The sequence below is a fragment of the Luteimonas sp. AC640a genome, from assembly GCF_979256585.1.
On the sequence record NZ_CEEDOV010000007.1, the window covers coordinates 746,140 to 758,368 of the forward strand.

The following is a 12,229-nucleotide window of genomic DNA, read 5'->3' on the forward strand; positions in this document are numbered from 1 at the left end:
GGCTCACATTACGCAAACACAGACGCCCACATGCTGGCCGCATGCAGGATGTCGCCAAGCTACGCTGTCCCTGGTGCGGAGAACGTTTCGAGACGCTGGTCGATGCCAGCGTTGGCGATGCGGACTATGTCGAGGACTGCCCGGTCTGCTGCCGGCCCATCGAAATGCACTTGGCCGTCGACGACGATGGCATCCGGCTCGACGCAGGGCGTGAGGACTGAGGCGACCTCAGGCGTGATCGGCGCTCGCAGGTGTGAGTTCCCAGAACGTGCGCACCAGAGGCGCGGCATCTTCCCAGCTCATGTCCGGGTTCCGTCGCAGCCGCAGCCAGCCTTCGCGCAACTGCGTTTCGCTTTCGCTCCACGAGCGGTCCTGCAGATACTCCCGTGACATCTGTCCATAGATCCGGCACAACTCGACGTCGTCTGCGTTCACGTCGGTTTCCTTGTTGGGAAGGACGGATGCGGCGCCATCCGACGGCCGCACCACGTCGTCAGCATGTGAAAGGGGCGCAGTCAGGGTCTGTGCGTTGACGCACTTAGTTCAGTCAGCTGTATGCGCGCTGCCGTACATACGACACCGCATTCAGACGGGAAAATCTAGACTTGTTCATCAGATGGACCTTTCGCAGCGCATGAAGAAGAAAGCGCCCTGGGCGCCGCTCAATGGATTGCTGCAGGACCTGCCCGACGACGTCTGTGACCGCGTCGGCGATGAGGTCCAGCTGGTCGACATGCCGGCTGGCAAGGTGTTGCACGAAGCCAACGTGGCCCAGACGACGATCTACTTCCCGCGCGAAGGCATCGTGTCGCTGATGTATGCGCTGGAGAGTGGGGACACCAGCGAGTTCGCGATGGTCGGCAACGAAGGCATGGTCGGCATCGGCCTGCTGACGGGCGCGCGCAGCGTGCCGACGCGCGCCGTGGTCAAGGTCGGCGGCGAAGCGCTGGCCCTGCGCGGCGAGTTCGCGATCCGCGAGTTCCAGCGCGGCGGCGCGTTCCAGGAAATCCTGCTGCGCTACTTCCAGGCGCTGGTGACCCAGACCGCGATGACCGGCGTCTGCAACCGTCATCACACCGTGGACAAGCAGCTTTCGCGCTGGCTGCTGCTGGTCAACGATCGCGTGGGTTCGGTCGAGATCAAGATGACCCAGGAACAGATCGCGCACCTGCTGGGCGTGCGTCGCGAAGGCATCACCGAAGCGGCGCGGCGCCTGCAGGATGACGGCTGCATCCGCTACAGCCGCGGCGTGATCCAGGTGCTGGATCGCGAATGTCTGGTGGCCCGCTCCTGCGAGTGCTACGGCGTCGTGCGCACCGAATACGACCGCCTGCTGCGTCCGGCGCTCGAAGGCTGAGCCCTGCCGGCGCTTCGCGCCGATCGCCTGCAAGATCCTTGGCCGCGTCGTCACGGCAGGTTGCACCTGCCGCGAGAGCATGGGCGCATTCCCTAGAAGGAGTCGCCCATGAGCCAGACGCCCCCACGCATTTTCAGCCGTCGCGAGGATCTCGACGCGATCGAACAGCGCATCGTGCTGCTCGACGACGAGGCCCGGGTGCGGGTCACGCTCGATGATGGCAGCGTGGTCGAGGGCACCGTATCCGCCAGGCCGACACTGGAGATCTTCCGCAACGCTGATGGCGACGAAGGTCACAACGCCCGGTTGCGACTCGACGACCTCGAACACCCGGCGACCGCGCATCGTCTCTGGGTGGGGGATGTGCGCACCATCGAGCGGCTCGGCGCGGCCTGAGCCGCATCGGCACTGGTTGCAACACGTGCCCGTTCCGACCGTCGCAACCGTCAAGTCCGCGCTCAGTCCGTGCAGCGCACGCGATTGACGCCCTCGCCCGCGTCGTCGCCGACGAACAACGCATCCGGGCCGTCCAGCCGCAGGGTGCGCTCGGCCGTCCAGGTCTGGCCTTCGCCTTCGTAATCCGCAGTCACCCGCACCGCATCGTCGTTGTCTGCCACCACTGCCGTCGGCGTGGCGATGCTTTCGTGGAAGCGCAGCGCGCCCGGCTCGACACGCAGGGCCATATCGCTGCCGCCGGATGTGCAGGCCGCCGCATCCGAATCCCAGCGCCCCACGAACCGCTCGGGAATCGTCGTCGAGGGGGCTTCGCCTGGCGGCGTCGGGACCGGCATCGATGCAGGACGCGCACAGCCGCGGAACGGGCCGTGGCCATCGATGGTCAGCAGGCCTGTCATCGGGAAGCGTGCACCCGACATGTCGTCCTCGCAGCGCATCCGGCGCACGATCAGGACCACCGAGCCGTCCGCATCCGATGCATCGATACGCCGGCCATCGGCGGTCATGGATGCGCGTGCGCCGGTGAGGCGGCGTTCCGGCGCATCGATGCCACGCAGGACCACCGTGTCGCCTTCGACACGCGCCTGCCAGAACGGCTCGTTGGTCGACACGACGACATCGTCATCGCGACTCGCAACCGGTGCCGCGGCGTCGGGCGCGTTGGCGACCGGAGCGGGGGCGCTGTCAGTTGCAGCGTCAGGCTGGCATGCGGCCAGCAGCAAGGCGGCGGGCAACAGCAGATGGCAGGAGCGGATTCGCATGACGGGGCTTCCTCGGAACAACGTCTGCGCAGAATGACTGGCCACGTGTTCATTTTCGGTCACGCCGACTGCGATCCCACGCAAGCGCATGATTGCGTTGTGATTTTCGCTGCAGCGCAGCATCGCGGACGGCGTCGACATCCGGTGAAAATGTCCTGAATTTTCAATATGTTATAATTCAAAACCTTCGCTGAATGTTGCCGGAGGTTTGTCATCCCAGTCGTCCGTAATCTCGCCGCACTGCTCGTCGGCGTTGCCCTGTTGTTGATGGGCAGCGGCCTGCTGGGCACGTTGCTGGCTGTCCGCGGCGGTCTCGAAGGCTTCAGCGATCAGACCCTGGGTCTGATCATGTCGGGTTACTTCGTCGGGTTTTTCCTGGGCACCTATATTGCGCCGGGCCTGATCCAGCGCATCGGGCACATCCGCGCATTCGCGTTCTACGCGGCGCTGTGCGCGGCCGCCGTGCTGTTGCATCCGATCCTCATCGATCCCTGGGCCTGGGCTGTGTTGCGCGTGATCACGGGCATTGCGCTGGTCGGCCTCTACACGGTCATCGAAAGCTGGCTCAACGTGGAGGCGCCGCGGGAGAAACGCAGCCAGGTCTTCGCGGTCTACATGGCGGTGAACCTGCTGGCGCTGGCCGCAGGTCAATGGCTGATCGGTTTCCAGGATCCCGCCTCGTTCGCTCTCTTCAGCGTCGTGGCCATCCTGATCTGTCTGGCAGCGCTGCCGGTTGTCGCCAGCCGCATGACCCAGCCGACACTGCCGATCGTGCCGCGCCTGGCGCTGGCCGCCTTGTGGCGGACTGCGCCAGCCGCGGCCACGGGTGCATTGCTGGCCGGCGTGGCGATGGGCGGTTTCTGGGGCATGGGCGCGGTGTACGCGGCCGGCCTCGGCCTCGATCTGCAGGGAATCGCTTCACTGATGAGCGCCACGATCCTCGGCGGCGCCCTGCTCCAGTGGCCGATCGGCCGGCTCTCCGATGGCGGAGACCGGCGTACGACACTGGCGCTGATCTGCGCGGCGGCCGCGCTGATCGGCGTTGCGATGATGTTCGCCGCCGATCGTTCGCAACTCGCACTGTTCGGGCTGTTCTTCCTGTTCGGGGGTGTGGCGTTCGCGATCTATCCGATCTGCGTCGCGCATCTGCTCGATCACCTGCCCACAGAGGACACGCTGTCGGGCTGCTCCAGCCTGCTGCTGCTCAACGGCGTGGGCTCGGCGATCGGACCGGCCATCGTCGGCGTCGCGATGTCGCGCTTCGGCCCGACCGCCCTGCCCGCGTCGTTCGCGGTGATTCTCGGTGCACTCGCACTCATCGCGGCCGGTCGCCGCCTGCTGCGCCAGCGTGACAACGACCATCCGGCCAGCTTCCACCCGATGCTGCGCACCACGCCATCGGCGCTCGAACTGTTGCCTGAAACCGGCCCTGCACCCGAGGGGCCCGATCTTTCCGATCCACACCACAAGGACCCACATTGACTCAGGAATCCACCAACACAGACCTCACGCCCGCCAATACCCCGTTCGTGCCGCGACTGATGCTCGCGACCGACCTCGACGGCACCTTCCTCGCCGGATCGCCCGCGCATCGCCAGCAGCTCTACCGCCTGGTCGACCGCCATCCCGAGATCCGCCTGACCTTCGTCACCGGTCGCGGCCTCGAAGCCGTCATGCCGCTGCTGTCCGACCCCAGCCTGCCGCGTCCCGATTACGTGATCTGCGATGTCGGCGGCACCGTCGTCGACGGCCACACCTTGCAGCCGATCCAGCCCTTGCAGACGCGTATCGATCGTCGCTGGCCGGGCGAGCGCGCCGTGGCCGATGCGATGGCGGACTTCCCCGGTCTCGTGCGCCAGGACGTGCCGCAGGAACGTCGTTGTTCGTATTTCTGCGAACCCGAAGCGCTGGCCGGCGTGCGCGGCGACATCGAAGCGACCGCGCGCAAGCTGGGCTGCTCGGTGCTGTATTCGGCCGACCGCTATCTCGACATCCTGCCGCCCGATACCGACAAGGGCCGCACGCTCGCCGCGCTCGCCGATCACCTTGCGCTGCCGCGCGAGCGCGTGCTCGTCGCCGGCGACACGCTCAACGACCTGTCGATGTACACGTCCGGCTTCCAGGGCGTGTGCGTGGGCGAATCCGAACCCGCGCTCGTCAAGGCCACCGACCAGTTGTCGAACGTGTTCCATGCGCAGTCGCCTGGGTGCGGCGGCATTCTCGAAGCGATCACCCATTTCGACCTGCTCGAGTCCGATGATCCGCACCTGCGCAAGACGGCCGAGCCCGATACCGGACACTCGGATCTGGTCATGGTCTATCACCGCCTGCCGTACGAGGAATACGTGGAGGACGGCGAGCGCAAGCGCCGGCGCCCGACCTCGCCCAACGGCATCATCCCGAGCCTGCTGGGTTTCTTCGGCAGCGGGCAGAAAGGGTCCTGGGTCGCGTGGAGCATCGACGATCCGAAGCTCGGCAAGTTCGAAACGCGCACGCCGGTCGATGCCGATGCCTATCCCGACCTCACCGTTGCGCGTGTGCCGCTGACGCAGACCGAGGTCGACGCGTTCTACAAGCGATTCTCGAAAGAGGCCTTCTGGCCGATGCTGCACACGTTCTGGGAACGCGCGCGCTTCAACGAGGACGACTGGAAGATCTATCTGCGCGTGAACCGCAAGTTCGCCGAAGCCACCGCTGCCGAAGCTGCGCCCGGCGCGACGGTCTGGCTGCACGACTACAACCTGTGGATGGTGCCGGCGTATCTGCGCGAACTGCGACCCGACGTGCGCATCGCGTTCTTCCACCACACCTACTTCCCGTCGGCCGACGTGTTCAACGTGGTGCCGTGGCGCCGCGAGATCCTCGGCAGCCTGCTGCAGTGCGACTACATCGGCTTCCACATTCCGCGCCAGGTCGAGAACTTCGTCGACGTGGTGCGCGGTGCGATGCCGACCGAAACGCTGGCCCGCGAAGGTTGCGCGCCGCGCTTCCTGACCTACGGGTGCGCCGTGGGGCTGGATGAAACCACGACCCGCATCCGTGTCGGCGATCGCGTGGTCGGCCTCGGTGCGCATCCGGTCGGCACCGACATCAAGCGCATCGAGAAGGGGCTGGCGCAGCCCAAGGTGCGCGTGCGCCTGGAACAGATCCGTCGCGAATTTTCGGGACGCAAGCTGGTGCTGTCGGTCGAGCGCCTCGACTACACCAAGGGCACGCTGGAGAAGCTGCTCGCGTTCGAGCGACTGCTCGGTGAACAGCCCGACCTCCGCGGCAAGGTCACGCTGCTGATGATCTGCGTGCCGGCGTCCAAGGAAATGACCGTCTACCAGGAACTGCAGACGCAGATCGAACAGGCCGTCGGCCGGATCAATGGCCGCCACGCGATGCTCGACTGGAGTCCCGTGCGCTTCTTCGCCCGCAGCCTGCCGTTCGAGGAAGTCCTCGCGCATTACGCAGCGGCCGATGTCATGTGGATTACGCCGCTGCGCGATGGCCTGAATCTGGTCGCCAAGGAATTCGTCGCCGCGCAGGGCATCGAAGGTTCGTCGGGCACGCTGGTGCTGTCGGAATTCGCCGGCGCCGCTGCCGAACTCAAGGGTGCGGTGCTGACCAATCCGCACGACCAGACCGATCTGGTCGCCGGCCTGCGCCAGGCCCTGTCGATGCCCGAGCACGAGGCCGTCGGGCGTCAGCGCCAGCTGTTCGACATCGTCCACTACTACGACGTCGAGCGTTGGGGTCGCGACTTCCTCGAAGCCGTTGCCACCGCAGGCAGCGGCGCCGACCAGCACCGGTATGCGATGCGCGGGCTGGCGGCCTGACCGGATGCGGGAGCGCTTCGTGCAGGCATGTGCGAAGCGTTTCCGTGTGTTGCATCGGAATCGCGCTGTCGGGTCGGCAACACATTCCTGCATCTGCGTCGCGTGCCAGAACAACCGCATCCATCCAGCACCTCTCCCTCCGGGACTACGTGCCCGCCGGGGTAGAGAGCCTGCCCCGGACCTGATCCGGGGTCGACGCGCATCGCACGTCGGGTGAGGGAATGGGAATGACAGCGCACGTTTGAAGTCTCGAGCTTGCTCGCAGCTCTCAGGGCTGAAAGCACGCTGGACGACAGCAACGATGGGTTTCGCTGCGCTCTACGCATGTTACGAACAGCGCAGACATCGCTTCCAGCAACGCCACCCTCCGTTCACCGCATCTCGCCTAGCCTGCAGTCTCACGTCGGCACACCACGCCGGCGCCCGCCTTGAAGAGGACGCCACATGCGCGCAGCACCCGCCACCGCTCTCCTGCTCACGTTTGCTTTGGCCGCATGCGGCGGTGAACCGATGCCCGCAGCGCCGACGACGGACACGCCACCGCCTCCGCCGCCTGCCGCCGCAGAGCAGGCACCGCCGACCGGCTCGCTCACCGCGCGGGAAGCAGAAACCGAGCCATCGAACACCATCGACTACGACTGCGAAGGCACGCGCATCACGCTCGCGCAGGAAGGCGAAGGCGATGACGCCCACGTGCAATTCGTCGTCGACGGGGTGACCCTGGACCTGCCGCGCGCCGAAACCGCGCAGGGAGATCGCTTCGCCGATGCGGACGGCAACGTGTTCTGGAGCCACGGTACCGACGAAGCACGGTTGACCCTGCAGGGTCAGCACGAGCGCAACTGCGCACGCGTTTACTGAAGTTCCTGCCCATTCATCGCCTCCGGCAATCGGAGGCGATATGCTCGACCGGCCCTCCCCGCCCCCTCGCGTCGATCCGATCCATTCAAGGCAAGGAGACGACCATGCGCTGGTTCACCCCCGTGTTTACTGTGGCCATCGGCCTGTCGCTGGCGGCGTGTTCGCCGGCCGAGGCACCCCCCGCCGACGATGCACCCGCGCCACCGGCGGCCGGCAATACGCAAGACACACCGCCCAACAGCGAAGTGCCCAGTGCCGATACCGCACCGCAGCTGCAGGTCGTGCATTACGACTGCGAAGGCACACCGGTGGATGCGTCGTTCGACGGCCTCGGACAGGTGAGCATCGCGGTGGATGGCGCCAATCACGTGCTGCGCACCGAAGACGGCGCGTCCGGAACGAAGTACGTCGACGGTGCCGGCATCGTGCTGTGGACCCGCGGTGGACACGACGCGCTCCTGACCCGGCCCGACCATCCCGACCGCACCTGCACCGGCGCACCCGCCGCGCCGGTCTGAGGCGCCTGCGTACGCGCTACCCGCGCGTACGCTTTTTCTCGTGGTGAGTACGGGCATGCACTCGCGCAAGCGCACATTCCCCGATCGCCCAGTGGCGCACGTAGACCATCGTCCAGCAGGCACGCCGCGCCTGCGCCGCTAAGCTGCCCGGTCGTTTCCCACGACGGTATCTGCCATGTTCCAGCGCGCCACGCGCCTGTCCGTCCGACTCGTCGAACGGTTCCTGCCCGACGCCTACGTCTTCGTCCTGATCTTCACCGCGCTGGCCTTCATCGCTGCCTTCGCGATCGAACAGACGCCACCGCTCGAACTCATCCGCTACTGGGGCACCGGTTTCTGGGAGCTGCTCGGCTTCTCGATGCAGATGCTGCTGGTACTGGTGACCGGCTTCATTCTCGCCAAGACGCCGCCGGTCAAACGTGGCCTGACGTGGATGGCCTCACGCTGTCGCACACCGAAGAACGCGATCGTCGTCGTGACGCTGGTTGCGATGGCCGCGAACTGGATCAACTGGGGTTTCGGTCTGGTGATCGGCGCGCTGTTCGCGCGCGAAGTGGCGCGTTTCGTGAAGGTCGACTACCGCCTGCTGGTGGCCAGCGCGTACTCGGGTTTCGTCATCTGGCACGGCGGTCTGTCGGGCTCGATCCCGTTGACGATCGCGACCGAAGGTCACTTCATGCAGGAGGCGATCGGTCTGATCCCCGCGTCGGAGACGATCTTCGCGCCGTTCAACCTGCTGATCATCGCCTTGCTGGTGGTCGTCATTCCGCTGATCAATCGAGCGATGACGCCGTCAGACCAGGACACGGTGCTGTTCACGCCGCCCCAAGATCCCGAGCCCCCCGTCCTCGCCCAGGACTCGAGTCCGGCCGAGCGTCTCGAGCATGGCTGGATCCTCTCGGTCGCGGTCGGTGTCGCCGGTCTGGTGTTTCTCGCCGATCACTTCATCGCCGGCGGCGGGCTGAATCTCAACATCGTCAACTACGGCTTCCTCATGCTCGGCATCGTGCTGCATCGCACGCCGGCGCGCCTGCTGGCCGCGTTGCAGGAAGCGATCAAGGGCGGCGCCGGCATCGTGATCCAGTTTCCGTTCTACGCCGGCATCATGGCGATCCTGGTCGGCTCCGGACTGGCGGCGACGCTGTCGGGATGGTTCGCGTCCTTCGCCAGCGCCGACACGCTGCCGGTGCTGACGTTCCTGTCGGCGGGCCTGATCAACATGTTCGTGCCGTCGGGCGGTGGCCAGTGGGCGGTGCAGGCGCCGGTCATGATTCCGGCCGCACAGGCGTTGGGCGCCGATCTGCCGCGCGTGGTGATGGCCGTGGCCTGGGGCGATGCGTGGACCAGCATGCTGCAGCCGTTCTTCGCGCTGCCGCTGCTCGCGATCGCCGGACTCAAGATCAAGGACATCATGGGCTACTGCCTGATGCTGCTGTTCGCGTCCGGCGCGATAATCAGCCTGGTGTTCCTGCTGCTCTGATCGCAGCTGCAGAACCCGCCGCGCGCATGACACGCGGCGGGTTTCGATTCACTCCGCGTGACGCTCGGCGATCTCCGCCAGTCGCGCATCGAGCGCTTCGCGCGACCACCAGCGACCACGTGCCATGACGCCGAGCGGCGCCTGCGCATGCGAGAGGTCTTCGCGCGGATCACCGGCCAGCAACACCAGATCCGCACGACGGCCGACTTCGACTGTGCCGAACGCATCCGGGGTGCCCAACGCCCGGGCCGCATTGCGGGTGCCGGTGACCAGCACTTCGTACGGCGTCAGACCGGACGCCTGCATCATCGCCATCTCGCGATGGATCGAGAAGCCCGGCACGTTGAAGAACTGCGGTGCGTCAGAGCCGAGCACGATCGGCGCATCGCCGTCATGCAGCGCCTTGAGCAGTTCGCGGCGCAGCGTGACAAGCGCCTGCGCAGCATCGGGCTGGAAGGTGTCGCGCGCCGCGTACTCGTGCTTCGCACGACGCCAGCGCTCGCGCTCGGACGCCGGCATGTAACGCATCTCCGGCCACTGCAGCATGGCTTCCGGCGTTTCGGACGAGGCCATGTGCTCGACGAGGGTCAGCGTCGGCACATTCCAGGTGCCGGCCGCCTGTGTGCGGGTGACGGCTTCATCGATGCGGCCGCGATCGGCCCACTGCACCCAGCCACTGCCGAACCAGCCTGCTTCGCGGTCGGCGGTCTCGGTGCCCGGCGGCACCAGAAACTCGACGTAGCGATCGAAGTGATCGATCGAGGCCTGCTCCGCATCGAGCGCCACGTCCAGCGGTACGGCTTCGGGAATATGGCCGGCGAACGGAATGCCGACCGCGTGCGCGGTCTCGGCCATGCGCGGATATGCATCGGCCGGAATGCTGCCGATCTTGACCAGATCGAACCCGGCGGCGTGATGCGCGCGCACCTCCCGTGCGGCTTCGTCGGCACTCTCGCTGCGCAGCCACGGACTGGCGACGACCATCGTCGGACCATCGACCTCACCACGTTCGATGCGTGCGCGCAGCTCCGGATGCGAGACATCGCCCGACATATTGCGCACCAGCGTGATGCCATTGGCCAGATACAGATCCAGCGTGTCCTGCACGTAGACCGGATCTTCGCCGCCCGGCACATGACCGTGGAACTCGGCGAGGCCCGGCATCAACACACGACCCTCGCCCGCGATGCGCGTCGCATCGTCCGGCACCTCGACGTCATCGCGCAGACCGATCGCGGCAATGCGGCCATCGCGAACGATGACCGTCTGCGAGGACAGGCGTACGTCGCGGTCCATCGGCAGCACGTCGACATCGACGAATGCGAACGTGCCGGCGGCGCCGGCGTCCGTGGTCGTCTGCGCCTGCGCGGCGCCTGCCAGCAGCAGACTCGTGGCCGCAATACCGCACCACCACCTCATGTGGACGGACGTGCGTGCAGCGCAACGTTGAGCTGGTCGATCACAACGATCCAGTCGGCGTCCTCGATGCGTTCCTCGCGCAGGAGCTGCGCTTGCGATTCCGTCCAGAACGGCGCCTCTTCAAGGCGCACGTCATCGGGTAGCGGACCGTGTTCGGTAATGAAGGCGCGGATCGAGGCCTCGTCGTTGGGCAGGCCCAGCTGGGCGAAGAGTTCTGAAAATGGGTGGACGGTCGGTTCCATGGTGCACTCCAAGAAAGTCGTGCACCGAGCGTAACGTGGCCTGCGCCAACGCCACTGCAGGCCATCGCGGATTTCCGGAAGCCGGAAACGCGAGCCGCCCGGCAAGCGGGCGGCTCGGTCGTACTTGCGGAAGGTTGCGGGCTAACTGGTGACTTTCTTGGCGATCGTCAGACCCAGCACGAACAGCACGACAGCGATGATGACCGCTGCCCAGAACAGGAACTTCGCGATACCCATCGCACCACCGGCAACGCCGCTAAAACCGAGCGCGCCGGCGACAAGGCCGATGACTGCGAAAATGATGGCCCACTTGATCATGAAACATTCTCCTTGCGGGGCGACGCGATCACGCGGCGCCAGTGGCCGAAATCTTCCGCCGCCTGCGGTGCGGAACGCGTGAAGCAGGACCCCGCCGCCTCAGCGCATCCGTACCGCGAGTGCGCGCAGTGTGCAAACCATCCAGAGCAGGATCAGCATGATCACCGTCTTCTGAGCGAGTCCACGCGGTGCATCGCGCCACGCAGCAAGCACCCACACCGACGCAATGCACAGCAACGCGAAGGGCAATGCCCAGCGCGCGGTGCGCCGCCAGTGTGGATCGCGCAGGAAGCCGAGCGCCTGCACCAGCATGCCGGTGGTCGCGAACAGAAAGGCGCCCTGTGCGGACAGGCCATGGATCAGCCCTTCCAGCGATCGATCCACGCCCGGCATGTCCATCCACGCATACGCCGTGATCGACAGCGACGTGCCCGCGAGCGCGAACAGCAGCAGCGCCGCCGCGCTGCGCGCCGATGGCGCATGTGCTTCGCGCAAGGCCCATCCCAGCGCGACCATGCCGACGCCGAGCGCGACATAGGCGATCTGCAGCAACGGACCCCAGGCGCCGATCAGATACAGACTCATCTGGCTGGCGATGGGATCGAGCTCGGGACGCAGCGCATGCAGCGCAATCGCCGTCATGACGAACACGACGAGACTTGCGGCAGCGATGTGGTGCGCGCGGCGGATCGCCGGGCACCGCGCGACGGGGAGATGTGCGGACATCGAAGACAGGCGTCGAAGTATCGCGACGCATGCTACCCGAGCCTCCAGGTTCCGCCATCCGCACGAGAGACCACGCCACAATCCCGACGCTGTCCGATGAGGCGGACGCAGAGATTTCGGGCGGGCCGACGCGCTGCGCCGGCGTCTGGACCGCGTCGGCAGCCGGGCTCGGCTGCTGCTGCAGAACGAGGCGTCTCGTCCGGAGTGCGTCGCAGACCCCGGTGAAGGGCGATCGTCAGCACGCATCGGCGTGCGGACGCTCCGGACCGG

Annotated in this window: 14 protein-coding genes; 8 read left to right on the forward strand and 6 right to left on the reverse strand. The window is 66.4% G+C overall.

The features are described 5' to 3' along the window. Window positions 1–41: 41 nt before the first annotated feature. Entirely contained in the window at window positions 42–221 is a 180-nt protein-coding gene (locus ACZ9YD_RS07645; protein WP_159681730.1) for a CPXCG motif-containing cysteine-rich protein, read from the forward strand. Between the two features lie 7 nt (window positions 222–228). Here ACZ9YD_RS07645 and ACZ9YD_RS07650 read toward each other — a convergent pair whose 3' ends face one another. Next, a complete protein-coding gene (locus ACZ9YD_RS07650; RefSeq protein ID WP_465074526.1) occupies window positions 229–435 on the reverse strand; it encodes a hypothetical protein in 207 nt (68 codons plus the stop codon). Window positions 436–634: 199 nt separating this feature from the next. On the opposite strand from ACZ9YD_RS07650, the gene ACZ9YD_RS07655 reads away from it, so the two are divergent. Both ACZ9YD_RS07655 and ACZ9YD_RS07660 read left to right on the forward strand, forming a co-directional pair. Further along, the gene (locus tag ACZ9YD_RS07655; protein ID WP_465074527.1) at window positions 635–1,357 is read left to right on the forward strand and encodes a Crp/Fnr family transcriptional regulator; all 723 of its coding nucleotides are present in this window, start codon (window positions 635–637) and stop codon (window positions 1,355–1,357) included. 108 nt (window positions 1,358–1,465) lie between these two features. Continuing rightward, window positions 1,466–1,753, forward strand: coding sequence for a DUF3247 family protein (locus tag ACZ9YD_RS07660; protein ID WP_465074528.1), 288 nt, complete (start codon window positions 1,466–1,468; stop codon window positions 1,751–1,753). Between the two features lie 62 nt (window positions 1,754–1,815). Here the strand turns inward: ACZ9YD_RS07660 and ACZ9YD_RS07665 are convergent, their stop codons facing one another. Further along, entirely contained in the window at window positions 1,816–2,574 is a 759-nt protein-coding gene (locus tag ACZ9YD_RS07665; RefSeq protein ID WP_465074529.1) for a hypothetical protein, read from the reverse strand. 213 nt (window positions 2,575–2,787) lie between these two features. Here ACZ9YD_RS07665 and ACZ9YD_RS07670 point away from each other — a divergent pair, with 213 nt between their 5' ends. The 5 genes from ACZ9YD_RS07670 (at window position 2,788) to ACZ9YD_RS07690 (ending at window position 9,254) form a co-directional block, all read left to right on the forward strand. Beyond that, window positions 2,788–4,056: an MFS transporter gene (locus ACZ9YD_RS07670; protein WP_465074706.1), complete on the forward strand. Its 1,269-nt coding sequence runs from the start codon at window positions 2,788–2,790 to the stop codon at window positions 4,054–4,056. Continuing rightward, window positions 4,053–6,395 (forward strand): glucosylglycerol-phosphate synthase, encoded by a 2,343-nt coding sequence (gene ggpS, locus ACZ9YD_RS07675; RefSeq protein ID WP_465074530.1) that lies wholly within the window; start codon window positions 4,053–4,055, stop codon window positions 6,393–6,395. Before ACZ9YD_RS07670 ends, ggpS begins: the two co-directional genes overlap by 4 nt. A gap of 510 nt (window positions 6,396–6,905) precedes the next feature. Further along, a complete protein-coding gene (locus ACZ9YD_RS07680; RefSeq protein WP_465074531.1) occupies window positions 6,906–7,256 on the forward strand; it encodes an MliC family protein in 351 nt (116 codons plus the stop codon). 104 nt (window positions 7,257–7,360) lie between these two features. Beyond that, window positions 7,361–7,774, forward strand: a complete 414-nt coding sequence (locus ACZ9YD_RS07685) for an MliC family protein (RefSeq protein WP_465074532.1) — start codon at window positions 7,361–7,363, stop codon at window positions 7,772–7,774. Window positions 7,775–7,949: 175 nt separating this feature from the next. Continuing rightward, window positions 7,950–9,254 carry a short-chain fatty acid transporter gene (locus ACZ9YD_RS07690; protein WP_465074533.1) on the forward strand — a complete coding sequence of 435 codons (1,305 nt, stop codon included), beginning with the start codon at window positions 7,950–7,952 and terminating at the stop codon, window positions 9,252–9,254. 48 nt (window positions 9,255–9,302) lie between these two features. Here the strand turns inward: ACZ9YD_RS07690 and ACZ9YD_RS07695 are convergent, their stop codons facing one another. The 4 genes from ACZ9YD_RS07695 to ACZ9YD_RS07710 form a co-directional block, all read right to left on the reverse strand. Beyond that, window positions 9,303–10,673: an amidohydrolase family protein gene (locus ACZ9YD_RS07695; protein ID WP_465074534.1), complete on the reverse strand. Its 1,371-nt coding sequence runs from the start codon at window positions 10,671–10,673 to the stop codon at window positions 9,303–9,305. Beyond that, a complete protein-coding gene (locus tag ACZ9YD_RS07700; RefSeq protein WP_465074535.1) occupies window positions 10,670–10,915 on the reverse strand; it encodes a DUF2789 domain-containing protein in 246 nt (81 codons plus the stop codon). The genes ACZ9YD_RS07695 and ACZ9YD_RS07700 overlap by 4 nt, the downstream gene beginning before the upstream one ends. A 141-nt stretch (window positions 10,916–11,056) precedes the next feature. Next, complete coding sequence (locus ACZ9YD_RS07705; RefSeq protein ID WP_465074536.1) at window positions 11,057–11,233, reverse strand: DUF1328 domain-containing protein; 177 nt, start codon at window positions 11,231–11,233, stop codon at window positions 11,057–11,059. Window positions 11,234–11,332: 99 nt separating this feature from the next. Then, window positions 11,333–11,959: a DUF998 domain-containing protein gene (locus tag ACZ9YD_RS07710; protein WP_465074537.1), complete on the reverse strand. Its 627-nt coding sequence runs from the start codon at window positions 11,957–11,959 to the stop codon at window positions 11,333–11,335. Window positions 11,960–12,229 lie beyond the last annotated feature (270 nt).